General features: G+C 43.3%; 27 protein-coding genes, 1 tRNA gene and 1 riboswitch. Of the genes, 6 read left to right on the top strand and 22 right to left on the bottom strand.

Annotation, left to right across the window (positions count from 1 at the left end):
- Positions 1-319 precede the first annotated feature (319 nt).
- From pdxK to bshB2, 3 genes are all read left to right on the top strand, one after another.
- Complete coding sequence (gene pdxK / locus A6755_RS01865) at positions 320-1,147, top strand: pyridoxine/pyridoxal/pyridoxamine kinase (protein ID WP_174878681.1); 828 nt, start codon at positions 320-322, stop codon at positions 1,145-1,147.
- Positions 1,148-1,271: 124 nt separating this feature from the next.
- The gene (locus tag A6755_RS01860) at positions 1,272-1,619 is read left to right on the top strand and encodes a YojF family protein (protein WP_034315946.1); all 348 of its coding nucleotides are present in this window, start codon (positions 1,272-1,274) and stop codon (positions 1,617-1,619) included.
- A 100-nt stretch (positions 1,620-1,719) separates the two neighbouring features.
- The gene (gene bshB2, locus A6755_RS01855; RefSeq protein ID WP_034315960.1) at positions 1,720-2,385 is read left to right on the top strand and encodes a bacillithiol biosynthesis deacetylase BshB2; all 666 of its coding nucleotides are present in this window, start codon (positions 1,720-1,722) and stop codon (positions 2,383-2,385) included.
- Positions 2,386-2,536: 151 nt separating this feature from the next.
- On the opposite strand, the gene A6755_RS01850 is transcribed toward bshB2, so the two are convergent.
- The 21 genes from A6755_RS01850 to A6755_RS01750 all read right to left on the bottom strand — a co-directional run bounded on the left by A6755_RS01850 (position 2,537) and on the right by A6755_RS01750 (position 21,837).
- Positions 2,537-3,742, bottom strand: a complete 1,206-nt coding sequence (locus A6755_RS01850; RefSeq protein WP_063589649.1) for an MFS transporter — start codon at positions 3,740-3,742, stop codon at positions 2,537-2,539.
- An 18-nt stretch (positions 3,743-3,760) separates the two neighbouring features.
- Entirely contained in the window at positions 3,761-4,180 is a 420-nt protein-coding gene (locus A6755_RS01845; RefSeq protein WP_034315967.1) for a MarR family winged helix-turn-helix transcriptional regulator, read from the bottom strand.
- Between the two features lie 430 nt (positions 4,181-4,610).
- Positions 4,611-5,699, bottom strand: a complete 1,089-nt coding sequence (locus A6755_RS01835; protein WP_063589647.1) for a PQQ-dependent sugar dehydrogenase — start codon at positions 5,697-5,699, stop codon at positions 4,611-4,613.
- A gap of 27 nt (positions 5,700-5,726) precedes the next feature.
- Positions 5,727-6,593 (bottom strand): Cof-type HAD-IIB family hydrolase, encoded by an 867-nt coding sequence (locus A6755_RS01830; protein ID WP_063589646.1) that lies wholly within the window; start codon positions 6,591-6,593, stop codon positions 5,727-5,729.
- A gap of 165 nt (positions 6,594-6,758) precedes the next feature.
- On the bottom strand, positions 6,759-7,877 hold the full coding sequence (locus tag A6755_RS01825) for a PRK06851 family protein (RefSeq protein WP_063589645.1): 1,119 nt from the start codon (positions 7,875-7,877) through the stop codon (positions 6,759-6,761).
- Between the two features lie 89 nt (positions 7,878-7,966).
- On the bottom strand, positions 7,967-8,443 hold the full coding sequence (ybaK, locus tag A6755_RS01820) for a Cys-tRNA(Pro) deacylase (RefSeq protein ID WP_063589644.1): 477 nt from the start codon (positions 8,441-8,443) through the stop codon (positions 7,967-7,969).
- Positions 8,444-8,655: 212 nt separating this feature from the next.
- Positions 8,656-10,200, bottom strand: a complete 1,545-nt coding sequence (gene gntK / locus A6755_RS01815) for a gluconokinase (protein ID WP_063589643.1) — start codon at positions 10,198-10,200, stop codon at positions 8,656-8,658.
- 456 nt (positions 10,201-10,656) lie between these two features.
- On the bottom strand, positions 10,657-10,806 hold the full coding sequence (locus tag A6755_RS26505) for a GntT/GntP/DsdX family permease (protein ID WP_134402075.1): 150 nt from the start codon (positions 10,804-10,806) through the stop codon (positions 10,657-10,659).
- Positions 10,807-10,997: 191 nt separating this feature from the next.
- On the bottom strand, positions 10,998-11,696 hold the full coding sequence (locus tag A6755_RS01810; RefSeq protein ID WP_063589642.1) for a hypothetical protein: 699 nt from the start codon (positions 11,694-11,696) through the stop codon (positions 10,998-11,000).
- The gene (locus A6755_RS01805) at positions 11,693-12,187 is read right to left on the bottom strand and encodes an ECF transporter S component (RefSeq protein WP_063589641.1); all 495 of its coding nucleotides are present in this window, start codon (positions 12,185-12,187) and stop codon (positions 11,693-11,695) included. Before A6755_RS01805 ends, A6755_RS01810 begins: the two co-directional genes overlap by 4 nt.
- Before the next feature lie 2 nt (positions 12,188-12,189).
- Positions 12,190-12,774 carry a cob(I)yrinic acid a,c-diamide adenosyltransferase gene (locus A6755_RS01800; protein ID WP_048688549.1) on the bottom strand — a complete coding sequence of 195 codons (585 nt, stop codon included), beginning with the start codon at positions 12,772-12,774 and terminating at the stop codon, positions 12,190-12,192.
- Positions 12,775-12,788: 14 nt separating this feature from the next.
- Entirely contained in the window at positions 12,789-13,163 is a 375-nt protein-coding gene (locus tag A6755_RS01795) for a bifunctional adenosylcobinamide kinase/adenosylcobinamide-phosphate guanylyltransferase (protein WP_244889616.1), read from the bottom strand.
- Between the two features lie 5 nt (positions 13,164-13,168).
- A complete protein-coding gene (locus tag A6755_RS01790; protein WP_063589640.1) occupies positions 13,169-13,786 on the bottom strand; it encodes a histidine phosphatase family protein in 618 nt (205 codons plus the stop codon).
- Positions 13,744-14,535: an adenosylcobinamide-GDP ribazoletransferase gene (gene cobS, locus A6755_RS01785; RefSeq protein WP_063589639.1), complete on the bottom strand. Its 792-nt coding sequence runs from the start codon at positions 14,533-14,535 to the stop codon at positions 13,744-13,746. Before cobS ends, A6755_RS01790 begins: the two co-directional genes overlap by 43 nt.
- Positions 14,532-15,107, bottom strand: coding sequence for a bifunctional adenosylcobinamide kinase/adenosylcobinamide-phosphate guanylyltransferase (locus A6755_RS01780; RefSeq protein ID WP_063589638.1), 576 nt, complete (start codon positions 15,105-15,107; stop codon positions 14,532-14,534). The genes cobS and A6755_RS01780 overlap by 4 nt, the downstream gene beginning before the upstream one ends.
- On the bottom strand, positions 15,080-16,153 hold the full coding sequence (gene cobD / locus A6755_RS01775) for a threonine-phosphate decarboxylase CobD (protein ID WP_134402074.1): 1,074 nt from the start codon (positions 16,151-16,153) through the stop codon (positions 15,080-15,082). Before cobD ends, A6755_RS01780 begins: the two co-directional genes overlap by 28 nt.
- Positions 16,128-17,093 (bottom strand): adenosylcobinamide-phosphate synthase CbiB, encoded by a 966-nt coding sequence (cbiB, locus tag A6755_RS01770; protein ID WP_034315999.1) that lies wholly within the window; start codon positions 17,091-17,093, stop codon positions 16,128-16,130. Before cbiB ends, cobD begins: the two co-directional genes overlap by 26 nt.
- Positions 17,090-18,562, bottom strand: a complete 1,473-nt coding sequence (locus A6755_RS01765; protein ID WP_063589637.1) for a heme ABC transporter ATP-binding protein — start codon at positions 18,560-18,562, stop codon at positions 17,090-17,092. The genes cbiB and A6755_RS01765 overlap by 4 nt, the downstream gene beginning before the upstream one ends.
- 6 nt (positions 18,563-18,568) lie before the next feature.
- Positions 18,569-19,624: a FecCD family ABC transporter permease gene (locus tag A6755_RS01760; RefSeq protein ID WP_063589636.1), complete on the bottom strand. Its 1,056-nt coding sequence runs from the start codon at positions 19,622-19,624 to the stop codon at positions 18,569-18,571.
- Positions 19,587-20,549 carry an ABC transporter substrate-binding protein gene (locus A6755_RS01755; RefSeq protein ID WP_063589635.1) on the bottom strand — a complete coding sequence of 321 codons (963 nt, stop codon included), beginning with the start codon at positions 20,547-20,549 and terminating at the stop codon, positions 19,587-19,589. Before A6755_RS01755 ends, A6755_RS01760 begins: the two co-directional genes overlap by 38 nt.
- Before the next feature lie 178 nt (positions 20,550-20,727).
- Positions 20,728-20,902, bottom strand: a riboswitch (cobalamin riboswitch).
- A gap of 86 nt (positions 20,903-20,988) precedes the next feature.
- Entirely contained in the window at positions 20,989-21,837 is an 849-nt protein-coding gene (locus tag A6755_RS01750) for a polysaccharide deacetylase family protein (RefSeq protein WP_134402186.1), read from the bottom strand.
- Positions 21,838-22,066: 229 nt separating this feature from the next.
- On the opposite strand from A6755_RS01750, the gene A6755_RS01745 reads away from it, so the two are divergent.
- The 3 genes from A6755_RS01745 (at position 22,067) to A6755_RS26845 (ending at position 23,402) form a co-directional block, all read left to right on the top strand.
- Positions 22,067-22,140, top strand: a tRNA-Arg gene (locus tag A6755_RS01745).
- Between the two features lie 175 nt (positions 22,141-22,315).
- Complete coding sequence (locus A6755_RS26850) at positions 22,316-22,489, top strand: hypothetical protein (protein ID WP_174878680.1); 174 nt, start codon at positions 22,316-22,318, stop codon at positions 22,487-22,489.
- Between the two features lie 748 nt (positions 22,490-23,237).
- Positions 23,238-23,402 carry a hypothetical protein gene (locus A6755_RS26845; protein WP_156404392.1) on the top strand — a complete coding sequence of 55 codons (165 nt, stop codon included), beginning with the start codon at positions 23,238-23,240 and terminating at the stop codon, positions 23,400-23,402.
- A 54-nt stretch (positions 23,403-23,456) separates the two neighbouring features.
- Here the strand turns inward: A6755_RS26845 and A6755_RS01735 are convergent, their stop codons facing one another.
- Positions 23,457-25,649 carry a DNA topoisomerase III gene (locus tag A6755_RS01735; protein WP_063589632.1) on the bottom strand — a complete coding sequence of 731 codons (2,193 nt, stop codon included), beginning with the start codon at positions 25,647-25,649 and terminating at the stop codon, positions 23,457-23,459.
- Positions 25,650-25,824: the final 175 nt, after the last annotated feature.

Below are 25,824 nucleotides of genomic sequence, written 5' to 3'. Positions count from 1 at the left end.
TATACTAAATGTATCTCCACTATATTTAAATATTTTAAATCAAATTTGAAAATAATGACACTTTCACAACCTTTGCTATGTCCATCAAAAGTTGGAGGTAGGGTCCAAAGCTAAAAGTGCATGCTGACATCCATCGAATTTCCTTAATTACAGATTCGAAAAATGACTTATACGAGGCGATTGCCCTTCCTTCGCCAAGACACTCATAGTAGGCTGAAACTAAGTTTTACATAAAAGAAATTTTGGTATATTCTAAAAATAGGATATTAACTGGTATGCTGATAATATCGATATCTAATTCTCCTGAGGAGGTCACATAATGACTATGAAAAGAGCTATGACAGTTGCCGGATCTGATTCGAGCGGCGGCGCAGGTCTTCAAGCAGATTTAAAGACATTCCAAGAATTCGGCGTTTACGGTATGTCCGCTTTAACCACAATCGTGACGATGGATCCGAAGAATGGCTGGGCCCATAATGTATTCCCTACACCGGTCGAAGTTTTGGAAGCCCAAATCGAAACGATTCTATCAATAGGCATTGATGCCATGAAGACGGGAATGCTTGGATCAGTGGAAATCATTGAACTTGTTGCCCGTAAAATAGATGAGTTGAAGCTGGACAAAGTCGTAATCGATCCAGTTATGGTATGTAAAGGTGAAGATGAAGTATTACACCCTGAAACGGCTGTAGCACTGCGCGAACTGCTTGTTCCACGTGCAACTGTAGTCACACCTAACCTGTTCGAGGCCGCTCAGTTAGCGGGAACTGCTCCTATCAAGACGATTGATGATATGAGGGCTGCAGCTGAAAAGATTCATGCACTAGGTGCAAAATATGTCTTGATCAAAGGCGGTAATAAGCTTGACCATGATAAAGCCATCGACCTTTTATATGATGGACAAGAATTTGAAATCCTTGAATCGGAAAAAATCGAAACGACCAATACACATGGTGCCGGCTGTTCATCTTCTGCCGCCATTGCAGCTCAATTGGCTGAAGGGAAAAGCCCGCGTGAAGCTATCCTCATTTCCAAAGACTTCATCACCGAAGCGGTTCGCCATTCTTGGAAAATGAATGACTATGTCGGACCCGTCAATCATGGTGCATACCATAAATATGGAGTTGCGGATAAAACACAAAAATAAAACATCAAGTTTAATGGCTGCTCAAATTCATCGAGCGGCCTTTTTCGCTTTTTTTGTTTTTATTTAGTAAAATAGAAAGAAGGAAAAGCTTATCTAGCCGCCCAGTTAAGGAGGAAATTATCGAATGAAACCTATAGACCGTACAGAGGTGCAAAATGCCATTGATTCTTTCGCCGGACAAGATGTATATCTTCACCTTGAAACGACAAATGGCGCCTATGCCACTCATGTAGATGAAGCTTTCTTCTCGGCAGGTGCTTATATTCGTAACGCTTTTATTCAATATGAACATGGCAAGATAGTTGGGGATGGACCCTATCGCATCGGCTTGAAGCTCAATATTGGCTGGGTATATGCAGAAGGCGTTAACCACTTCGAAATGGATGAACAGGGGAGATTGCTATTGGCAGGCCTTGATTTTTCCGGAAAGCTTGCTGTCTCCATGCAGCTCAGTCCCACTCCCTTTGAATGATGACAACTTGCTTGATATATATCATATGATGATTCCGATGAAAACTCCCATTCACCGATAAACATACTTACTGTAAGTAGTACGGAAGGAGAAATATACCTTGGAAAAAGAACGCCATGTATTAGTTATATTCCCACATCCCGATGATGAAGCCTTCTCGGTCTCCGGAACGCTTGCCCTTCATAGAGAAGCGGGCACTCCTGTCACCTATTTATGCTTAACTTTAGGAGAAATGGGACGTAATTTAGGAAACCCTCCATTCGCAACAAGGGAATCGCTTCCTAAAATTCGTAAAAAGGAATTAATCGATGCAGCAAATGCGATCGGCATCCAAGATCTACGCATGCTTGGATTGCGTGATAAGACGATTGAATTCGAAGATGATGAAAAGCTGACTTCATTATTTACCGATGCCATCAATGAATTGAATCCTTCATTGATCATTACGTTTTACCCAGGATACAGTGTCCATCCGGACCATGAAGCGACAGCACGGGCTGTAGTTCGGGCCGTGGAAAGAATGGAAGAGAAAGAGAGACCTAAACTTCATTGTGTCGCCTTCTCGAATAACTGCATTGACGAATTGGGACAGCCCGACATCGTCCATGATATCACTGCCGTCGAAGAAAAAAAGGTAGCCACATTCACTGCCCACCGTTCGCAAACGGAAGCAATGGTGATCGATTGGAAAGAGAAATTCGAAAATCAGGATGCAGATTTCCTAGACTGGATCCGCAAAGAAAGATTATGGACCTATAAATTTTAAGAAAACCGCCAATAAGGCGGTTTTCTTTGTTTATGGCATAAAAAAAACGCCTGTTGGATTACAGGCGGAGAAAAGGGGGATACTTTGGAAAATCAATCATAATATAAGCATCCCCAAAATTCTTCTTTTTATACAATCCTATTGAAAAAATTCAGGCAGACAATCGTTCCTCATGCTGCATTTTCACTCTTGCCGAGGCTTTTTTCCCATGTGCCAAGTAATAAATGCCAATAAGTACGAATGCAAAAACCGACATTCCCATGAATAACCCTTTGAACCCTGTAAATGGAATAAGGAATCCCAATAGGAATGGACCAACACCAATACCGAAGTCATACATTGTAAAAAATGTGGATGTGGCTAATCCCATCCGATTTGATGGGGCTTCCTTGATGGAAATCGCTTGACAGCTTGATTGGAATGTACCGTACCCCACTCCGATCAAGGCGCCGGCAATCAGAAGCGTAATACCATGATGGGATTGACTGAGGATGACCATACCGACGGCAAATAGTAAGAGCGATGGGTAAATAACTGCATTTTCCCCCTTCACATCAAACATCCGTCCTGTAAACGGACGGGACGCCAAAAGGAAAACAGCAAAAACGACAAAGAAAAAGCTCGCCGCATCCATTAAATCCATTTCCTTTGCAAAAGACGTTAAATAGGACAAGATGCTCGAATAGGTAAATCCGGCAAACCCGATAAAAATGGAAATGGGCAGTGCCCTTTTTTCAAAGTAATCGCTGATTTTAAATCCTTTTTGTGGCGAAGCTCCGCCCTTATCCCCCTCAGGCACATTCATGAATAATGATGCAACTAAAGAAAATGCGGCAAATAAGGAGGCTGCATAGAAAATGATGGAATAACTGAAATGCTGTGTTATCAACAATCCAATGAACGGACCGAATGCCATTGCCAAGTTGGTACTCATGGCAAAGTAACCCGTACCTTCCCCGCGTCTTTCATTCGGAATGATATCCGCAGCAATCGTTCCAGTTGCCGTAGTGGCAAGGCCAAAAGCAAAACCTTGAATAAACCGATCGATCAATAAGAGGGATAAACTAATCACCAGGAAATAGCCGATGGATGCGATCAGGAATAGAACCAACGAGCCAAGCAACATCTTTCTGCGGCCGATCTTGTCAATTTTTTTCCCTGCAATCGGTCTGACAAGCACAGCCCCCAGAACAAAAATACTTGAAGCAAGCCCTGCTTGTGCTTGCGACGCATTAAAATTATCCATGGTATAAATGGTCAATGTCACCATCAGGACATAAAAAGTTAAAAATAGAAAAAAGTTCACAGACGAAACAATCAGAAAGTCTTTCGTCCACAATTTCGGTTTGTGATTCATTTCAATCCTTCTTCCTTACTATTGTTTTAATTTTTCCTTCAGGAAAATCAACGTACGTAACGTTGCCTCCCGGTCTTCTTCAGCCAAACCGCTCATTAATTGAAGTTCAAATTCCTCAACTACCTTTTTGGCCTCTTGATAAGTCCTTAAACCTGACTCCGTTAACCGTATTCTCCGTTCCCGTTTATCTTTTCCTGGAACTTGTTCAATCAACTCAAGTTCTTCCAATCGGTTTACCGTCCTGGTTACCGTCGGTTTCTCCACATCTAAATAAGTGCTTATTTCAACAAGCGTAGAACAGCCGAACTGACTCAGATAATATACAATCGACCATTGGGAATGATAAAGATCAACCTTGGCCAATTGTTCATTTAACTTTTTCGTAAATGACCTTGAAAATTGTAAGTTATGATGAAAAAAACCATTTTGAAAGGACAAAGGTATTCCTCCTGTAAAGTAGTTACCTAGGTAACTATATACCTATTCAATAAAAATGTCTAGCCCTCAGGAAGAACGAAAACAATCGTAGGGACACGGTATCCTCAGCTTCTACACCACTTCCGAGACAAAAAAATCCCTTTTCAGGGGATTCGCGATTTTACTCGTGAATTTCACGCTTTTACTCGTGAGTTTGGGCGTTATTCGTGAGTTTCACCCCTTTACTCGTGAGTTTCACAACTTTACTCGTGAATTTCGCACTTTTACTCGTGAATTTCATGCTTTTACTCGTGAATTTCATGCTTTTACTCGTGAATTTCATGCTTTTACACGTGAGTTTCACGGCGTTAGTCGTGCCATACACAAAAAGGAAACCCCGCTATTGGCGAGGTTTCCCAAATATATGCTTCTTTTCTGCTCATTGATAACATCAAGGCATATTTAACCGAGATAGCGGCAAACGATATAGCTTATCATCCTTTTCATCAGGATTTCCTCGGCCGTCCGTATTGTTGCTTATGAAATATATGAATTCTTCATCAACGAATACATCACGTATCCTTCCTGAGCCCGTTATGATATTGGTCAGTTTTCCGCTCTTTACATCGTAACTCTTTAGCGCTTCGCCCCTTAAGGCTGCAAAATATAGCTTTCCATCAAAATAGGCCATGCCTGAAGGAGCCCATGTATTTTCACCGGAATGAATCAATGGTTTTACCATATCCGGTTTCTGCTCATCGCCCTGTATCTCTGGCCAGCCATAGTTCTTACCGGGGTCAATTTTATTTAATTCATCGAGGGCCGAATCTCCGTGCTCACTTTCATACAACTCTCCTGCTTCATCCCAAGCCAGACCTTGTGGATTGCGGTGACCGTATGAATAGACATATGAATTCCCGAAAGGATTATCTTTAGGAATGGTGCCATCCAGGTTCAAGCGCAGAATTTTCCCGCCTAAAGATTCTATGTCCTGTGCGATTTCAGACTTTCTTGCATCACCTGTTGTTGCATATAGCTTACCATCCGGTCCAATCTTGATCCTGCCGCCATGGTGGAAGTCCCCGCTTGGTATTCCGTCGATTAAGGTCTCCATCTCCTGCCATATATCATCATTTTTTTCTAAAATGACGATGCGATTGATGGAATCCCCGCCCTCTTCATAAGTATAATAGGCGAAAGCTTGCCCGCTCTTAGAGAAATCGGGAGCTAGCAAAAATCCAAGAAATCCAGCTTCCGCTTTAGCTGACAATGTCTTTTTAAGATTGACCTTTTGCCGTGTCATCTTATCCTTGTCCCATTCGACGATGGTTCCTGTCCGCTCTGACACATACATTGTGTCCCCATTCTTCTGAATCGACCACGGGGCCTGCAGGTTCGTTACCAACACATCCGGATCTTCCCCTAAAGTGCCCGTCACTTCCTTATCAGGATTCGGCTCGGTTTCAGTGTCATCATCATTCATGTTGCAACCAGTTAAAAACAATGTAGCCATAAGGAAAAATAAGAGCAATTTTTTCAATGTCTTTTCCCCCTTTGATTCATGAGTTTAATAGGCTGACTGTTTAAGTACCTTTAAAATGGCCTCCGCGACGCCTGATTCATCATTCTTGCCTGTTACTTCATCACACAGTTTTTTAATTTCGAGCGGGGCATTTCCCATTGCGACAGACAAACCTACCCGTTCAAACATGGATACATCATTATAATTATCCCCAATAGCCATGGTTTCCTGCATCGAGCCGGATTTTCCATTCACATATGTTTCAAGTGCCGTACCTTTTTGAGCCGTTTCACTCATGATTTCTACATTTTCACGTCCTGATGAAGTGACTGTAACTCCCTGTCCTTCCAATTTCGAAGCAATTTGATTTAATAAAGTTAAATCCTTTGAGAAGCTGAGAATTTTATAATATTCCTCATTCGAACGGCTGAATAACTCGGAATAATCGGAAATGGAAGTTACCTGTCCCAGTTGTAAACGCTGCTCTGCAAATTTTCGCATACCCTCAGGGTCAATGTCGGGATTGGCTGTAACGAATACATCAACCAAAACAGATATTGCGTTTTCATAGTCTTTGGAATAAATCCCCTGACTCGTATATATTTCGAAATAAATCCCTTGTTCTTCGAGGAATCCAGCAACCATTTTAGCAGTGGCTGCTGACATTGGATTGGAAGCGGCAATCTTTCCTTCCTCCGTGAAGAGGGCAGCACCATTTACACAGATGACAGGGCAAACGATGCCTGCTTCATCTAAAGCGAACCTTGCTTCCACATAAGATCTTCCAGTAGCAATGATCACTTCCACTCCCTCGCTTTGCGCCCTCTTGATTGCTTGTTTATTTTCCTCACTGACCTTTTGCATTTTGTTTAGCAATGTTCCGTCCATATCAATCGCAATCGTCTTTATCAATTCAATCGGCCCCTTTTTTCAATATAATCCCTATTTTAACCGAAAGGGCGTGGATAAACACGTTTAACAAACCCGTACATATTCTTGATGTGGCTTCAGGGGTTAAAAAGTCTTTTATGTATATAAATAAACTGCGCCTATTTAAGGTAGGCGCAGTTTATTTTCTTAATGTAGAATCGTTTTTCTATCGGCATCTTGTGCCCGTTCAGTAATCTGTTCATTGATGTCTTTTTGAATATCATCGATGGCTGTAAAATCCATTGCTTTTACATAAATCTTTTCGAGTTCGTCATGCAGCTCTTTTGCCTTTGCCAGATTTGCTGTCGCTTCATTCATTTTCGTCCGATACCTGGTGGAAACATCCTTTAATTGATCGGCATATATTTCATCTGTTCCTGGCAAAATGGCCGTTTTATATATATCAATGATTTCGTCCCCACCACAACTCGGGAAATATTCATGAGGCGATGTGCTGTCAAAGATGGCGATTCCCACCTCCCGGACGATTACCATGTCCAAGCTATGCGGATCGAAACCACAATGATATATTTCCACATCAAAGCCCCTTTGCTCCGCAGCCTTTGCAATCTTCTTCAGCATCGTTGATTTCCCTGAACCTGGACGCCCCTTTAAAAAGTACCGTTTTTGTATTCCCTCAGTAATATTGGGTATGAAATCAACTGCACCAGTTGGTGTAGCTGCACCTAAGAATCGGTGACGAACATCCGACTTCTTATTAAGGGCGATATCTCTATAAAAGCTTTCAATCAATTTATTGGTCAACCCATTCAATTTTGCGAAATCAATATTTGACTTGTAAATGTCTTCCCATTCATCATGTATCTTTAATGCTTCAGCGAATAGGGCATATGCTTTTTCGAAACTCTTGCTTCTCGCATTCGTCAACTTTATGATAGCCGCTCTTTCAGAAGCCAGCTGCTGGGAATCCCAGGCAGCCCCAAGATTCACATATTCCTCAATCGCCCCTGGTGCCTTCGGCTCAATTACATGCGGCGCAGTCCCATCCACGATACCGATTTTCAAAGCCGGTATGATTACTCCATCAATGGAATCGTTATCGGACGAACAATGTAAATACTCGATGTCATAGCCTTTATCCAGCCATTCTTGGCCGATTTTTTTCATAATGGTCGATTTACCGGAACCAGGTCCGCCTTTTAATATGAATAATCTTTCCAGACCTTTTAAATTTGAATCATATAAACTATAAAAACCTTTAGCCGTATTGCCTCCAGCGAAATAATTCATCACTTTTCCTGTCACTTTTACACTCTCCCTCACAATAAAGATGTGATCTTCAAGACAGCGTATGAAAAAAGTGCCTAATAGGTGAATACCTAAAGGTAAACAATTTATTTTATTAGGGCTGAAGATTCCGCTTGTGTGACTTCCAGGAATTCTGACGGTTTTAAAACGATCTGTGTACCGATTTTCCCGCCACTTACGATGATTTCAGTCAGGTTTGCTGCACTTTCATCGATAAAGGTCGGGTATTGTTTTTTCATTCCGATCGGGGAACAGCCTCCCCGAATGTACCCTGTGTATTTTTGCAGATCTTTAACCGCAAGCATTTCAATTTTTTTTGCACCTGCTGCCTTCGCTGCTTTTTTCAAGTCTAGTTCGGTGGCTACAGGAATGACAAATACGTAAAGCTGCTGGGGTCCATTATGGGTGACAAGCGTTTTAAAAACGGTTTCTGGCGCTTTTCCAATCTTGTCCGCAACAGTGATCCCATCAATTTTTCCATCGCGGGCATCATAACTCATCATGCCATACTCTATACGTTTGTTATCAAGAATTCGCATTGCATTCGTTTTACTGGCTCCCATAAGAAATTCCCCTTATCGTTTTATTCCATCTTACCATTTTAATTACCAGGCAAAAAGAAAAGCACAGTGCTTATGCATCTGTGCTTTCAGACTATAGACAAATTCGAGGAAAAGCCTGTTTTCCTCAGTTTTTATTAAAAAAGTTCCAGTTGTGTTCTGAAGTCCGCTCTCTTTTCGACAAATTGAAGCTCAGTGCTCATTCATCCTAAGAGTCATTCTAAATGGCGTCTTTGAAAATCCGCTATCCTCTTGTAGTCGCCTTCCAATTGCCTGCTTACGGATAAATAAATTGACATCAATTCTTCATACACTTTGACGTTCTCTTCGATCGGGACAAGTTCATTCGTTTCACCAACCATACCCTCAACCTCCTCAAGGCTTTCGATTTCGCCTAAAGCATATAATCCAAGAACGGCGGCACCTAAGCTCGAACTCTCAAAGCTTTCTGGAATTGTCACGTTTTGATTGAATATATCAGCCATGATTTGGCGCCAGAGCTTCGAACGGACAAATCCGCCGCTTGCATGAATCTTCTCGGGAGCACCGGTCAATTCCTTTACGGCTATAAGGACACTGTACAAGTTATACATTACACCCTCCAGTACTGCCCGGACCATATGGTCACGAGTGTGATGAAGCGCCAGCCCAAAGAAGGAGCCCCTTGCATCGGCACTCCATAATGGTGCCCGTTCCCCTGCCATATACGGATGGAATATCAACCCATCAGAACCAGGTGCAATATTAGAAGCCATGTCCGTCAGAATCTCATAGGAGTCCTGTCCCGAAGCCTTCGCTTTTTCGATTTCCACACGGCCCAATTGATCGCGTGCCCATCGGAAGGTGATTCCCCCATTGTTGACCGGTCCGCCGATTACCCAATGATTCTCAGTAAGGGCATAGCAGAATGTCCGGCCTTTGGGATCGGTAAGCGGCCTGTCACTGACGGTTCTTACCGCACCGCTCGTTCCGATTGTCACTGCCAGAACGCCTGGCTTGATTGCGTTTTGACCTAAGTTGGCAAGCACGCCATCACTCGCTCCAATCACAAACGGTGTACCAGCATGAATGTTCATTTTTGAAGCTAATTCCTCACTTAAATCTGAGAGGATATGCGTTGTAGGGACAAGCATCGGCAGCTTATCAGCCCCAATTCCAGCAATGGTGAGTGCCTCTTCATCCCAATTCAGGTCATTCATGTTGAACATGCCCGTTGCAGAAGCGAGTGAATAATCCATTACATACTCATTGAAAAATTTATAGATGATATATTCTTTAATTCCTATAAATTTGTCCGTTTCGTTAAAAATCCCGGGGTGCTCATTTTTTAACCACATTACCTTCGTGATTGGGGACATCGGGTGAACAGGCGTTCCGGTCCTGTGATACAATTGCATCCCTTGTTCCGAAGCCTTCAGTTTCCTCGCATAAGCAACACTTCGATTATCCGCCCATGTAATGCTATTCGTAAGCGGGTTGCCATCCTTACCCATGGCGATCAAGCTATGCATCGCCGAACTGAACGATATCAAGCCCAGTTCTTGCTTTTCTATTCCGCTTGCAATCATGACCTCGCCTATAGCAATGATGACCGCTTTATAAATTTCTTCGGGATCTTGTTCCGCAACGGAAGGAGTTGGACTGTGCAGAGGATAACCCCTTGAACAAGATTGGACAACTTCCCCCCCTTTTGAAAAAAGAACAACTTTCGTACTCGTCGTGCCAATATCGATCCCCATCATATAACCTGAATGTTTCATATATACATCATGCTCCTTTCTCTTAAACAATTGAATTCAATAGTAAGATTAGGATAAGTGAAACGACTGATATAATCATTTCCATAACCGTTCAAGACTTTATCGTTTGTGCGACTGCTGACCATCCAAAATCTGCTCCATTCACATGTGATGGAGTAATGGACCGGCAATTTAGGTATAACACCAGGACAGCAGATATGATCGGCAGGCAGCTTAATATTTATCATGGCTGTAACGAGCCAGCCCAACAATATCAAAGGATTTCGCTAGACTGACTTGCAATGGCTTCATTAACCAGCTCTTGCCATACATTTTTAAATGCACCGCCCGCTCCAATAATCTAGATGATGGAGGCAGCGGACATGAATTGGTTTTGCTCCCCTTTATTAAAACCTCTAGCGCAACCTAATGTAAAGAATGAAACCATGAGGCGCAATGATTGGTTTTCCGATGAAATCAACCCATCATTCCATGTTGAATCTTCACCAAAGCTCCGATCAACATTACCAAAGTATTACCTACCCCTGTCTGAACAGCATCTGCAACATCCCGAATATCCATACCTGTGATGATCCCTAAAATGACGGATGCGAGCAGTAAGGAAATATATGGGTTTCATTTTACTTTGGCAATGATAAAACCGGGCAACAAGCCCGCCTATCCAAATAAACCAAACATCTTATTCAAGCATTCACTCTAAATAGGAAAGGAATCCATCAAGGTAAGATCTCAATGAAAAAAGCATCGAACCCGTTCATTATGAACTAAACTCGATGCCTGATTCAGTCTTGGATCGATCAACCGCCAATAAAAAGAGGACCGGATCTTTGCTTGATTTCTTCCTCCAGTTGTTCAGGATAGGCAATGAGGAAGCAGGTGGATGGTCCTGATGATTTTCCAATATCGACTTTATTGCTTATATGCACAGAAACACCTTCACCACTTTGATCCAGATGCCCCCATTCATACGCTATCCCTTTTGAGCCGACTGGAAGTACATGAACACCTACCATTTCACATAAGCTTTTATATAAAGATAATGGCGCGACCCATTCTTGCTGTTCCATAACTTCCTCTCCAACGAGTGGCCTGCCGATCAGAGCGATTTTCCGTAAGGGCTGTTCCTTTTTAACACGTTCATTCACTCGTTTACCAATCACCATAAGACCAAGTGCCGACTGAAGAAGCGGCATGTTACTTTCTGTGCTGCCAGTGATGGGAAGATCCTCCATTCCCAATTCATTCAGCCCCATCCTGACACCCCTGGTCAAGTCCCCCCAGGCTTCATCACCGCAGAAATTATTTAGTACGACGGATACGGGGCTTCCGCCAACGCCCAGGCATTCCATGACGGCAACCCGAAAGGAATAATATCCAACGACCTCATAAGGGACATGTACAAGATCTTTTTCCTTCAGCCCGATCCCGCCGCTATTGTCACTTGAGACGATCAAGGAATCTGATTCGGAAAATGGCAAAATCAATGAATCACTCATTCAGCTAATCCATCTTTAAGAATGATTTTTTTCAAAACAGGTTCCAAGCGCGGCAATAAAAGGACTGCCAATACTACATTTACCGCCGTCGCCACCGTTAAGCCCGGAACCAATAACGTGTAAAAGCCAGGGCTGATCAGAAATGCGAAAGGCAGGGCCAAAACGAAGGCATTACTGATAAATAAGAGAAAAAATGCGCCTACTTTTTTTCCGTTTATATATAAAATGCTAAACATCCATGTCAGGACAGCCATTTCGACCATGATCAAAAAATGGAATGGCCCAAGTGTCATGCCGCCGATGAACGCTGAAATGATATGACCAAGCCCAGCAACTATCCCCCCCGATACCGGGCCAAGTATGACAGCCGCCAAAAGGGCCGGAAAACTATCTAAAGCAATGCTTCCGATCGGTGAAGGGATTTTAATCATTGCCCCTACCGCCGATAAGGCGATGAATATAGCAATTGCACTAATTTTTCTTACATCCATGTTTACTCTTTTTCCTTTCTTTTCCCTCCTCGGAACACATTTGCGCTGCGGATATATTCCACATCTTTTACACCAAGACGGAAATTGATCACACGTGCAACAGCAAAGAAGTAATCCGACAAACGATTTAAATATTGAAGTGATAATGGTGAAACGGCCGCACCCGACTTGATCAATGAAACGACCAGCCGTTCTGCCCTTCTTGTCACGGTTCGGGCAATGTGAATCGTTGCAGCCGCTTTTGAGCCGCCAGGCAGGATAAACTTTTCCAGTTCCGGCGCTTCAAGTATGAAGGCATCTATCCGTTCTTCCAAATAGGTAATGGTCTCATCCGTCAGCTTTTGCGGGGCTTTCTCAGAAACAGTTGCCAAATCTCCTCCGCAGTCAAACAACTCATGCTGGATTTTTTCTAGATCGGCCAGTACATCCGTAAATATCGCAGGATCCAATTCTGTCACCGCAAGACCGATATAGCTATTCACTTCATCTACCGTTCCATAAGATTCAACACGAATGTCATCCTTGTCAAGCCGACCTCCGATTACGCTGGTTTGTCCCTTATCCCCTGTACGTGTATAGATTTTCATCCCAATTACCTCCTCTACTTTATTCGCTGGTTAATTCCATACCAGATGATATCAACGCGCTTTGATATGGATGCTACATCTTGATAGACCCATCCGCAGGCATCGCGCCATCTGCGGTCTCTTGCTTCCATCGGGACTATTCCCTTGGAAATATCAGAACCGATCACAATGCAGCAGTGTTCATCCCTTTCATTCTCCCATATTCGCCAATCAGCCATGATTTCCTTCCATCTTCTTCGAATCGAATCTGAATCCATCTCTTCTGCATCTTGTTGAATCCATGCATCCAAACCTTGCAATACAACTGCCTTGCCTTGGAAATCAATCAATTCCGGCTGTTCTTGTCGATAACCGGATAACCAAAGGACATCATTTTCCAAACCATACAATTGCTTTACCCACTTAGTTTTGCCATTATAGGCGCCTCCTGTAACAAAGTGCAGCGTTCTCCCCTCCTTAAGCTGTTCCGGTCTTCCCATATCAGCTCATATCCCCGGCCATGGGAAATTCCCCAATCAAAAAAAGACTTTTCCTGCGGGGCATAACGGACCAATAAATCACGAATTACCCCTCCATGCGTCATTAGGGCAAATCGGTTCTCCTTACAGGCAATCAATTGTTTCCAGCCATTATTCACACGTTCGGAAAATGCAGGATAACTTTCACCCCCAGGCACCAGTGCCTCCATGGGACGTTCCAGCCAATTAAGATAATCTCCATCTGTCTTCAACTCATGATACGTCCGCCCTTCCCAACTGCCGAAGTTCATCTCACGGAACGAAGGGTTTTTGATCGGAACTGCATGTGGAAACAGCAGGCGTGCAGTTTCCACACATCGGGACAAATCACTGCTGAAAATTTTTTCATACTGTGGGTACGAGCCCCTTAAGTCCAGTATTTCCTTTTCTCCTTCGGTACTTAATGGAGAATCCGTCCATCCTAAATAGGCCTTTCGTTCATTAGCTACTGTCAGCCCATGGCGAAGTAGTGTAATAGCCACAATATCAGCCATAACCAAAGCTCAACCCCTTCCATGGATGCCCCCAGTACATCCCCCGTTATCCCACCGAACCAACTGAGGATTTTACGTTTCATATATACCAGGAAAAACACGGCAGCCAGACACATGATGAAAAATAAGGGGACAAGCTTAAAATCGATGATCCAGGCAAACGCCAGACTTACAAGGAGGTACAGCCAATAAATGGGCAAACTGCTTTTCATCACTGCACTTTGAAAAAAAGCACCTAGCCCCTCTTTTTTAGCGAGCGGCATCCGGATGAGTAAATAACCCATCACACATTTGCTTAAGAGCGGAAGGGCAATGATCAAGAAGTATGTCCATTCATTTACCCTTTCGACAATTTCAAAGATAAATAGAAACCGGGCGGCCAATAGGACTATGACGGAGATGACACCGAATGCACCTGTCCTGGAATCCTTCATGATTTCCAATCGCCGCTCTTTATCCTGATAGGAAAAAAAAGCATCACTTGCATCGATCCAGCCATCGAGATGCAAGCCTCCCGTTAATGCCATGGTCAAAAACCAAAGGAAAAAGGCAATCGAAAGCGATGACAATGGGGTCCATTCCACAAGTGCATACAAAACGCCGCCCAATATCAAGCCTAGCAAAAGACCTACTAATGGAAAGGTTTGAATGGCACGGTGAATATACTTCTTCTCCATCGGAAGCTGCTTCTTTATTGGAAAGACCGTAAAGAACTGCAGGTTAATTAAAAATCCGATCACTCCGCTCATTCCTGCATGCCCCCTTTCTTCCGCAATGGAAGGCCCGCTTCCACTAGATAGGCTTCATCGGCCAGCCCGACGATCGTTTGATGAAGCAATCCCAGTGTTTTTCCGTATATATGAAGGAAATCATCCTGGAAAATCGGTTCCTGCACCAATTCATTGCTCACGACAATTAAACAATTGGATTGTTTTCTAACCTCATTAATTCCGGTTATTATTTTTGAAAAAACACTATTTAAGAATTCTTCTTCAAGCGGAAGGCCAGGGCCAAATAGTTCGTTATCAAGCAGGGTTGTCAGACAATCGAGCAGAATTATGGAATCCTGATCAATATCCGCCCCTATTCTTGTAATATCCGTTGCGTATTCGGAGGTCTTCCACGCAACCGGGCTGCTTTCTCTATCTTTTCGGTGCCTAAGGATGCGTTCACCCATCTCAGCGTCACTGACTCGGCCACAGGCGAGGTAATGCAAGTTCCCATCCATCTGGAGTGCATACTCCAGGGCTTTTCTTTCCGCGAAGCTGCTTTTTCCAGAACGGACACCCCCGCTTATAAAACAGAGCCTTGCTTTCTCCACTGTCTTACCCCCTCCATCAGTGCTTCGTTTTCATGTTCACTCTTCACTGCAAACCGAAGCCACCTTCCATCCAAACCCGGAAAATTATAGGTATGGCGCGGTACGATTCCTTTTTTCAGCAAAAAGGGGAAAAGGGATAAAGATTCATCTTTCACCAAATAAAAATTAACTGTGCTATCGGAGACATCCAACCCCTGCTCCTCATAAAACCGGAATAGTTTTTGCTTTTGCCATGCAATATAGTCTCTTGTTTTTCTCATATAGTCTTCTTCTGCAAGACAGATTTTCCCTACTTCAAGTGCCACATGGTTGACGCTCCAATGCGGTTTATAATTTCTTACCCGTTTTATGATGTCAGGTGACGCAAGCAAATAGCCTAGTCTCAAACCGGGGATCGCAAAGATTTTAGTCATTGATCTTAGTATGAGTAAATGTGGAAATGCATTGATTAAAGAAGCATAACTAAAGGCATCCTCCGTGAAATCATAAAAAGCCTCATCCAGGACAACCAGGCAATCCGCTTTTTGGCATTCAATGATCAATTCCCTAACTGTATCCCGCTTAAATGAAACTCCCGTCGGATTATTAGGCGTACATAAGAAAATGGCATCATATTCGGGTAATCGCGGAATCAATCGTTCCAGGTCCAATTGCCACGCAGGAGCATCAAGCTGGTGAAAATCGACCTTACATCCTGCTGCCAAACAAGCTTCAGCATATTCCGCAAATGCCGGCTGTATGATCAGCACCCTTTGATTGGCTAATCCGTTCGCTACCAGCATGATGATTTCAGCACCACCGTTCCCCATCAAAATGGATTGCTCAGAAAGTGCTTCTTTTTTTGCAATTGATTTTGTCAGTTCAATGGCATGCGGATCTGGATATCGAAGGATTCCTTCGAAAAACCCAGACCACTGTTGCTTTATGCGTAAAGGCGGACCCAATGGGTTGATGTTAGCACTGAAGTCGAGAACCGATTCAGGCATTTCGATTGCCAGCGCTTCATAAAGATAATGAGGATTAGAGCCATGAGAAGGTAACGTCAAGAATAATTCCCCCTAACCATAGCATCAGCAGAAATAGAAAAGATGACCGATGCATGATGGTAATCGTTTGTGGTATATGTTTTGCTTCCAATCGAACAAGCGGAACTCCCATCCTCGCACGGTCGGAAACAATTCCTTTGTACATATTCCGGCCACCAAGCTGTATTCCCAAAATGGCAGCAACGCCTGCTTCACACCACCCGCTATTCGGGCTTGGATGTTTTTTTGCATCATTGAATAATATCTTCCATCTGGCGCCGAATCCATGATAGCCGGATTTCGAGCTCAGCAACATCAGGAATCCGGTGAGGCGGCTGGGAATCCAGTTGACGATATCATCGAGCTTGGCTGAAGCCCATCCGAATTGCCCATATTTATCATTCTTGTACCCTACCATGGAATCGCAGGTATTAATCGCCCTGTACACCATCGCGAGCGGCGCACCGCCGATAGCTGCCCAAAATAATGGCGCTGTAATCCCATCACTGGTATTTTCCGCTACGGTTTCCACGGTGCCCCTGACGATTTCTGGCTCATCAAGATCAGCCGTATCACGGCCGACGATATAGGAAAGCTTTACCCTCGCCTCAGGGAAATCCCGTTCATTAAGCGGAAGGCAAACATCCATCCCAGCTTGCTTCAAGCCCTTCTGAGCTATCGTTGTGGAAATGACAACAGCTTCCCAAAAGATACCTGCAAGCGGATGGATTAGATAAGCCAAATAAACGGTAAGAACTGTAATCAATAACACCGCCGATAGGACGATGATCAACATGAAGAGCCCTTTCCGTTTCTTATATGCCCCTTTATTGAATGCCAGGTCCAACTTGCTAATCATCGTTCCTATCCATTTGACTGGATGCGGCCAACTTGGCGGATCTCCAATTAATAAATCAAGGAAGAACGCCAGCGTAACCGCAAAAAGATGATGATAAATCATAATTCCTCAATCCGTTTCCGATTATTCGTCAATGCTTCCACTGTACAATCATATACACCGCGACTGATCAGCTTCCCTAACGGAGTGATGGTGCCTGCATATTGAAGCTTTGCCCCTCTTTGAGTTGCCGCAATCAAAATGCTGTCTGTCGATGTTCCAGTTGCACAAGTATTTGTCACCTTATCCATGACATGCAAATCATGAAGCGCTTTTACTTTTGCCTCGGTCGCAGTCACTATACTGTGGATATATGCCTCTTCTGCCAAATGCCCATTTACGAATATCCATGTATTTATCGTTCCTGGAGCGGAACTCCAAGAATGCCGGTCAGCTAATGAAGCGTCGATGGCATTCCCTACACCGGCCGTCACAATGATAAAAACCGAGAAATCTTCAGCTCTTAATAGCTTGCTTGCGACCGTATCGAGAAAGACAGCTGTCATCATCCCTACCGTTTCCTGAGGCTCAAAACCATGAGTTGTTAAATAGTCGGCCATTTCAACATGGTGATCCTCGCAATCATAACCATGATGGACGTGCCTATTCACAAAATACTTATGCCAGCCCGTCCCCGAACCGGTCACTCCAGAAGACATCGTTCTAAGCGGGATCGGAGACTTCAATTGAATCATCTCAAATCCGACTGTCAAAAAAGAATCATCAATTTCCAACGGGATAGTATCCTGGCCATGCTTTTCCGGAACGATGAACATTTGCGGTTTCGGAAGGGCGGGATGTGGATGTTTTTCGATCGTCGTATGATATACACCCTGAATCCGCTCCTGTTGAAGCACTTCATTCGGCACATCAACAACCTGAATCTCCCCTTTCTCAAGCAGCATAAGCCGATCACAATATAATCCAGCCAAATTCAAATCATGAAAAATTGAAATAACGGTCAACTTCTGCTCTTTTGCCATTTTCCTCATTAGATCAAGAAGATCTTTTTGATAGGAAAGATCCAAATGGTTCGTAGGTTCATCCAAAAAAAGGATTTCCGGCTCTTGGGCAAGGGCCTGTGCCAGCAGGACCCTCTGTCTTTCCCCTCCTGATAATCGATCAAAATGAAGATCCTGAAAATCAGCTACTCCCGTTTGTTCCATCACCCGCTGGACAATCGATTCATCTTCTGCGGACCAACTATGGAACCAACCTGATTGATGGGCATATCGCCCAAGTGAGACCGTCTCTTTTACTGTATAGGAGAAAGCTAATGAGGAATGCTGAGGAAGCACGGCAATGACCTGTGCAAGTTGCTTTGACGAATAATCCTTCAAATCCCTGCCGCTTATCCGTACGCTTCCGCCTTTATAATCGAGCACCCCGCTAAGCATACTTAAAAGCGTCGTTTTCCCGCTGCCATTAGGACCAAGAATCCCGAATAATTCCCCCTTATGTACATCAAAAGAGACAGAGTCCAATACAGCTTTGTTGTGATATCCGCCTGTTAACCCTTTTACTTCAAGCATCCGTTTTTACCCTTCTCTCCGTCTCTTTAATAAAATCAGCGCAAATGCAGGTGCCCCGATTAGTGAGGTGATCACCCCGATCGGCAGTTCCGATGGGGCAATGATCGTTCGTGCTACAAAATCGGCCAATATCAAGAATCCGCCTCCTATTAACAATGACAACGGAAGCAAATGTTTATGGTCAGGTCCCCAAATCTTACGGACAAAATGAGGAATGACCAATCCTACAAAACCAATCGCCCCTGAAACGGCAACGGCTGCCCCTGTCAATGTCGAACCGGCTATCAAGATCCACATTTTCCGCCGCTTGACATTCACACCTAAATGTTTTGCCCGGTCTTCCCCGAAAGTCATCGCATTCAATTCTTTTGTATTCATGATCAAGGTCAACGAACCTATGATAAAAAACGGCATAATGATTACGATATAATTCCAGCCGCGCATTGAAACGCTTCCCATCAGCCAGCCGATGATTTGTCTTAATTCATCACCCGTCAGCGCAATCATCAATGAAATGAAGGCACTTAAAAACGAGCTGAAAATGATTCCCGTTAAAATGATCGTTTCCACTTTCATCGATCGATCCATTTTTTTTGCAAAAGTCAGTACGCAGAGCATCGTGAGCACTGAACATAAAATACTCAATGCCGGAAGGGTATATAAACCGATGAATGGCAGTGATATATTCAAGAATATTGTCAAAACGGCCCCGACCGATGCTCCTGATGAAATACCTAATGTGTAAGGATCAGCGAGCGGGTTCCGGAGCAGTCCCTGAAAAGCCGCACCCGCAATCGCAAGTGATGCCCCAACCAAACCAGCGAGCAGCACCCGCGGCAAGCGGATGTTCATCACGATATTCGTTAGCATCACATCCGGATCGGCAGAAATCGGCAAGTGGAAAATCTCCTTGCCGATTATTTGTATAAGTACGGGAATCGGAACTGGCACCGAACCAAAGGAAATGCCTATCGTCATTGCGAATAACAAAATCAACAACGCAATCAAATAAGCAAACGCCCATTTAGTTGTCAAATTGGTTCGGATAGACTGCTTTGGCAAGTTCCTCTACTCCTTCTATTAAGCGTGGACCGGAACGGGTCACCAAGTCAGAATGGACATCAAAGACTTGGCCATTCTTAACAGCATTTACGTCTTGCCATCCTTTTCGGGCCGTCACTTCACTTACTGCATCTTTCGTATAATAACCATACGTTGTAATGATGACATCAGGATTTGCAGCAATCATCGACTCTTCATCAATTTTTGCCCAACCGTCCAATTCAGCAGCCGCATTATCCGCTGAAATAATATGAAGCATCTCATTCATGAACGTATTTTTTCCAGGTGTGTATATTTCCGGTGAAGGCGAAACTTCCACTAAAACGGTCTTCCTATCCTCTTTCTTTACGGATTTGGCTTTTTCCTGGATATCCTTGAGCTTCGTTTTCATATCTGCAACGATTTCGTTTGCCTTATCATGTTCTCCCGTTGCCTGTCCAATCATTTCAATAGATTCATAGACTTGGTCAAAGCTTTGTGCATCATTGACTACGAGCACATCTATTCCAGCATCCTTAAGCTGCTGTAAACCCTCATTTGAATTATGGGCACTTGATGCATGCGCAAGAACAAGGTCAGGCTTCATGGAGACAATCAGCTCCGTGTTCATTTCCATTCCGCCAACTTTTTCAATTTCTTTCGTCTCTTCCGGGTAATTATCATTGTCGGAAACACCAACGACCTTTTTACCCAAACCAAGTGCAAAGACCACTTCCGTATTACTTGGTATCAACGAAACGATTTTCTTCGGTTCTTTTTCTATCGTAACTTTTTCCCCGCTTGCATCTTTAATCGTAATCGGGAAAGCTTCGTGTTGAGCATGATTCGTTTGCTTCTTTTCTTTTCCTTCATCAGCAGCACCGCAGCCTACCATCATGCCTGCAGTAAGCAACATCAACAATATCAGACCAAAAATCTTCTTCATTTTCATTCCCCACAATCTTTTTATTTAATTTCTTCATACCTAACAGAGAAAACCAATACCGGAAGATACCCTCAAAACAAAAAGCATCTCCCGTTAAACGGAAGATGCTTGCATGGCAACAATATCAATACGGACTCTTTCTTAGGGTCTGCCACACACCTTCCCATCCGCGTAGGTTACAGGTGTACGAATTCTGGCAGGTCTCCTGGCTCATGGTCATCGTCAACGGCACCTTCCCATATCTCATACAGTGGTACACAGCCGTCAGCTCCCATATACAGTGGCGGGACCGCGTTGGCATTTCACCAACTTCCCTTTTAAGTCATTAAGACACCAAATCGTTCATATGTATATAATTTTCACTGCCTTCATTATACACCATGTAAGAATCGATTATTATATGATTTTTCTGAACAAGTGCGAAATGACCCTTCCACCTTCAATGCTTTGAAGCATTTTCAATCAGCGACGCAAACCCATTGATCGATAACCCTGGTGAAATCCGAACTCGATGCAGAGCATGCATCCCTTGGTCGCTTGAAGCTCCCCCAGGTTCGGTAGTGACTGCCATCTTATATCCAGCTTCTTCTGACAACCTGAGACTCTCTTCGTTATACCGGCCAACCGGATAGGAAAGCACTGTCGTGTCCTGGTCGAGGATATGGTCGAACAGCACCTTCGACTGAACCATTTCGGCTTCTTGCTGCTCTGCGGTCATGCGGTTCAGCTCCAAATGGTTGATGGTATGGCTTTCAATTGAAATCCCATCCCTGCTCATCTCCAACATTTGATTTTCAGTCAGGTGATGACCTTTATCAATGGCCTTCCCGATCATGAAGACAGTTGCTTTCATATCATGTTCTTTTAATATCGGGAAAGCCTCCGTGTAATTATCTGTATAGCCATCATCAAAAGTAAGCCAGACGCACTTCTCACTTGGCATCCGATTCTCAGTTAAAACGAGGAATGCTTCCTCAGGGGATAATGTATAGTAACCATTCTCCCGAAGCCAAGCCATCTGTGATCGGAATTCCTCCCTTGGAACCCGAAGGCCATTCCCTTCAGAAATGCTGTGATACATCAATATCGGAAGCTGGACCGGGGACTCGGCCTTCCTCCAGCCTCCCGTATCGATTTGCCCCTCCGAATCCTGCCCGGTCCCATTCTCAGCCGCTTCGGCCACTTCAATGTCATCTTCCGTAATCGGTGCAGCCGTCTTTGTGGCTATCCCCTCTAAAATCCCTTGTGAGCATCCAGGTAAAATCAAAACCCCCAGCAATGCCGCCATCCTTAAAACTCTATATTTTTTCACTATCATTCTCCTGATTTTTTTATAGTATAATAGTACCAGGAAACCAGTGAACAATAAAGTATTCCATTTAATGAAAAAAGGGGAAAAACGAAAGCTTAGCGACACGCTAAACATTTATGAGGATTTTTTTTCATAAGTATGTGCTATTAGCTTGAAAAGTTTGCCTATAAGAAATATAATAAATAAGTCGTCGACTTTAATATATGTCCCAGTAGCTCAGCAGGATAGAGCGACAGCCTCCTAAGCTGTAGGTCGTAGGTTCGATTCCTATCTGGGACGCTAAAGTTTATAAGCCCTGTTATAATGCGGTTTCTCCGTGTTGTAGCAGGGTTTTTTTCTGTTGGTATGACCGTAAAAGCCGTAAATTGCATGTAGGATAAAAGCATTTCTGTACGTAGGAACAGTGATATTCCATTTCACTATTATTTTTCTATGTCTGGAGGTGCTTTTTTTCATGAAGAAACACGTTATTAAACAGCGTGGAACTGCGTTAAGGGAACGGAAATTGGACAGTAAGGCTACGGAAAGTTGCACGATTGAATACACACTGCAAGAAGCCTTAGATATTTTTCTCCGTGCAAAAGTTGCTGAAGGTGTCCGACAGCGAACATTAGGCGAATATGTGTGAAGTGAAAAGGATATTTTCGAAAATTCTTGTTGGACTATAGTAAAAGGGGTTTATCAGTGATAAAGACTGATAAACCCCTAAATTCATTTTATTGAAAATTAATCACTTCTATTTCTTTAATGTTAAAGAGCGTTTCCACGAACCATTCCATTTAAATCCAATAGGGTGTCCTGCAATTATAACACCTAGCACATAAACCCCATCAACAGTTATGTTAGCAGTATCTTTTGTACTGTTCTTTTTACTGAAGGATGCCTTCCCGCCTTTATGTAACCAGTCAACTTCCAAATTAATTCCAGTTAAGTAAGAATCGTAATTAGAAACTGATACAAACTGAGGTTTATTATTAACCAATTTATATTTGTATTTTATTCGAATATTCTTGTATGAACCTAGTACGATTTCCCATTTTGAACTGGTGACCAACAGTTCAAAAGTTTTGAGCCACTCTTTGTAGTAGCAAAAGTTTGCATTCTACCGGAGTTTTCTTCATCTTCAGAAACTGAAATTTCTTCATTTTTTAAAATATATGTTTTAACCTGTCCCATCCGGGTATACAAATACTGTAAGACATTCTCACCAAAGGAGATGATAGTGCATGATGAGTACAATCAGAAGCCAATGGAACAAAGAGAATGACGCAGCGGTGTTTAGTCCCGGTGATCAGCGTTAGAGTCAATTGAAGAGTTGGATGATAATCAAACATGAGAATTACTAGTCTTCTCATCCAAAGGAGGAAGATACGATCATGAGTATTTACAGCCTATGGAATCCAGAGAATGATGAAGCAATTTTCAGTCCGGGTGATCAAAAACCATTCAGTACGCTCATACGAGTAGACTCGGATAAACACACACACACTGACAAAACACTTGAATATGAATTACATGGCACCGTACTGAATGAAATTTAGTCGTAGCAGGAATATACCGAAAAAGGATGGAGCGATTGCTCCATCCTTTTTCTTTTATTTATCGAATTTCAGTTTCGCCAAGGCATCTGCCAATGCAGTATTGATCGGCTCTTCTTTATTTTGCTTTTTCATATAATTGGATACTTCATTTTTGGATACTTTTTGATTTTTATTTTGACCTCTTCGTTTATTGTAAGAAGATAGTTTTTCGTGAAAACCGCATTTACAGGTGAATGTCTGTGCTTCTCCTTGACCGCGCATTTCCATCTTTTTATGACATTGCGGGCATCTGGCATTTGTTACACGTGAAACACTTTTTTTGTGGCCGCAATCACGATCTTGACAGACAAGCATTTTTCCCTTTTTACTATTCACTTCCAGCATCAGCTTGCCGCAATCAGGACATTTCGTTCCTGACACGTTATCATGCTTGAATTTTTGGTCACTATTTTTGATTTCATGGACGATATTTTTGGCGTAGGAGCGCATATCGCCGATGAAAGCCTGTTTTGGCAGCTTTCCTTTTGCTATCGCAGTTAACTTTTGCTCCCATTGAGCTGTCAAAGCTGGAGAACGCAAGTCTTCAGGTGCCAATTGAAGAAGTTGTTTTCCTTTCGAGGTGACATGAAGGCCCTTTCCTCTCTTCTCGATCAGGAAGCTATTGAACAGTTTTTCAATGACATCCGCACGTGTTGCAACAGTTCCAATCCCGCCAGTTTCACCAAGTGTCTTGATGAGCTCTTTGCTTTCCCCTGCCATGAAACGAGCGGGATTTTCCATTGCCGAAAGAAGCGACCCCTCATTGAATGGTTCCGGCGGTTTCGTTTCACCCTCTGTTTGTTTCACAGTCGAAATGGTTAAACTGTCACCTTTTTGAACGTTCGGAAGCAGTTGCTCCGCAAGGCCATCTTTAGCTTCTTCCTCATCGAATTGATGATCATAAACTTCCTTCCAACCTGACTTCAGGATGACCTTCCCTTTTGCCATGAACATCTCCTGCCCCATTTTTGCGGTGATGGTCGTTTGTTCATATTCAAAAGGCGGCATCAATACAGCAAGGAACCTTTTAACGACCAAATCGTAGATTTTCGATTCTTTGTCGCTCAGTTTTCCCGGCAGCGGCGTTTGCTCAGTGGGGATGATTGCATGGTGATCAGAAACCTTGCTATCGTCCACGAACGATTTATTTGTTTTAATCGGGCTGCGCAGGATCCTTGATGCATACTGGGCATATGGTTTAATGCTTACAGCCTGTAATCTTTCTTTTAGCGTATCAACCAAATCCGTTGATAAAAAGCGTGAATCCGTCCTTGGATAAGTCAAGACCTTATGGCTTTCATATAAGCGCTGCATGATCGATAACGTCTCCTTCGCAGAATAGCCGAATTTCTTATTGGCGTCCCGTTGAAGTTCTGTTAAATCATATAAAGAAGGGGAAAAACTTTTCTTATGTGCCTTGTTCACTTCAACCACTTCTGCACTTTTCCCCTTAACTGCTGCAAGAACCTTTTCTGCCTTGTTTTTATCAAATGTGCGGATATCTTTTGATTGGGCATCTTGCCAGACGAGGCGCAAATTGGGTTCTGCAATTGCCGAAACGCCATAATATTTCTTAGGCCGGAACTGTTTTATTTCCTCTTCTTTTTTTGCAATCATCGCAAGTGTCGGCGTTTGGACCCTCCCGCAGGATAACTGGGCATTGTGCTTGGTCGTTAGGGCACGCGTCGCGTTCATCCCAACGATCCAGTCCGCTTCCGCCCTTGCTACAGCAGAGGCAAATAGGTTTTCATACTCCTTGCCATCTTTCAGATTTTTAAATCCATCTTTGATCGCTTTATCCGTTACAGAGGAAATCCAAAGCCGCTTGACCGGCTTCTTCACATTCGCTTTTTCGAGAATCCAGCGTGCAACAAGTTCCCCTTCACGGCCTGCATCCGTTGCAATGATGACATCCTTGACATCATTGCGATTCAATTGTGTTTTAACTGATTGAAACTGTTTGCCTGATTGCTTGATCACGACCAATTTCAAAGTAGGCGGCAACATGGGCAGGTCCTCAAGGCGCCACGTTTTATATTTTTCATCATAAGATTCCGGATCTGCATGGGTAACCAAATGACCCAGTGCCCAAGTGACGATATACTGATCGCCTTCAAAAAAGCCATTCCCCTTTTTCCCGCAATTCAACACTTTTGCTATATCTCTGCCGACCGAAGGTTTCTCGGCCAGTACGACTGTTTTACTCATATTAACATCCTTTCGCTTTTAAACTGGTTCCTCTATTATCTCATATAATTTATGACAGGGCGATAATGCACCATGGCATTGGACCGGTTGGTTCACTTTAAGGATTCCCCGTACCCACATATATGTAAATTAATAGATTAGATAGCATTCCCGTGCAGATTTTAGTATGATGAAA

The sequence above is a fragment of the Peribacillus frigoritolerans genome (assembly GCF_001636405.1).
Taxonomy (GTDB): domain Bacteria; phylum Bacillota; class Bacilli; order Bacillales; family DSM-1321; genus Peribacillus; species Peribacillus frigoritolerans.
This window is presented reverse-complemented; position numbering and strand designations above follow the sequence as displayed.

What these genes read in the sequence shown, in the direction of transcription:
- A6755_RS01735 (WP_063589632.1), bottom strand. Translation starts at nt 25,649, where the DNA reads ATGAGTAAAACAGTCGTACTGGCCGAGAAACCTTCGGTCGGCAGAGAT.
- A6755_RS01805 (WP_063589641.1), bottom strand. Translation starts at nt 12,187, where the DNA reads ATGGATGTAAGAAAAATTAGTGCAATTGCTATATTCATCGCCTTATCG.
- A6755_RS01765 (WP_063589637.1), bottom strand. Translation starts at nt 18,562, where the DNA reads ATGCTTGAAGTAAAAGGGTTAACAGGCGGATATCACAACAAAGCTGTA.
- gntK (WP_063589643.1), bottom strand. Translation starts at nt 10,200, where the DNA reads ATGAAACATTCAGGTTATATGATGGGGATCGATATTGGCACGACGAGT.
- A6755_RS01860 (WP_034315946.1), top strand. Translation starts at nt 1,272, where the DNA reads ATGAAACCTATAGACCGTACAGAGGTGCAAAATGCCATTGATTCTTTC.
- pdxK (WP_174878681.1), top strand. Translation starts at nt 320, where the DNA reads ATGACTATGAAAAGAGCTATGACAGTTGCCGGATCTGATTCGAGCGGC.
- cbiB (WP_034315999.1), bottom strand. Translation starts at nt 17,093, where the DNA reads ATGATTTATCATCATCTTTTTGCGGTTACGCTGGCGTTCTTCCTTGAT.
- A6755_RS01790 (WP_063589640.1), bottom strand. Translation starts at nt 13,786, where the DNA reads ATGGCTGATATTGTGGCTATTACACTACTTCGCCATGGGCTGACAGTA.
- A6755_RS26845 (WP_156404392.1), top strand. Translation starts at nt 23,238, where the DNA reads ATGAGTATTTACAGCCTATGGAATCCAGAGAATGATGAAGCAATTTTC.
- ybaK (WP_063589644.1), bottom strand. Translation starts at nt 8,443, where the DNA reads ATGGGAGCCAGTAAAACGAATGCAATGCGAATTCTTGATAACAAACGT.
- A6755_RS26850 (WP_174878680.1), top strand. Translation starts at nt 22,316, where the DNA reads ATGAAGAAACACGTTATTAAACAGCGTGGAACTGCGTTAAGGGAACGG.
- A6755_RS01755 (WP_063589635.1), bottom strand. Translation starts at nt 20,549, where the DNA reads ATGAAGAAGATTTTTGGTCTGATATTGTTGATGTTGCTTACTGCAGGC.
- A6755_RS01850 (WP_063589649.1), bottom strand. Translation starts at nt 3,742, where the DNA reads ATGAATCACAAACCGAAATTGTGGACGAAAGACTTTCTGATTGTTTCG.
- A6755_RS01810 (WP_063589642.1), bottom strand. Translation starts at nt 11,696, where the DNA reads ATGAGTGATTCATTGATTTTGCCATTTTCCGAATCAGATTCCTTGATC.
- A6755_RS01750 (WP_134402186.1), bottom strand. Translation starts at nt 21,837, where the DNA reads ATGGCGGCATTGCTGGGGGTTTTGATTTTACCTGGATGCTCACAAGGG.
- cobS (WP_063589639.1), bottom strand. Translation starts at nt 14,535, where the DNA reads ATGAGCGGAGTGATCGGATTTTTAATTAACCTGCAGTTCTTTACGGTC.
- A6755_RS01800 (WP_048688549.1), bottom strand. Translation starts at nt 12,774, where the DNA reads ATGAAAATCTATACACGTACAGGGGATAAGGGACAAACCAGCGTAATC.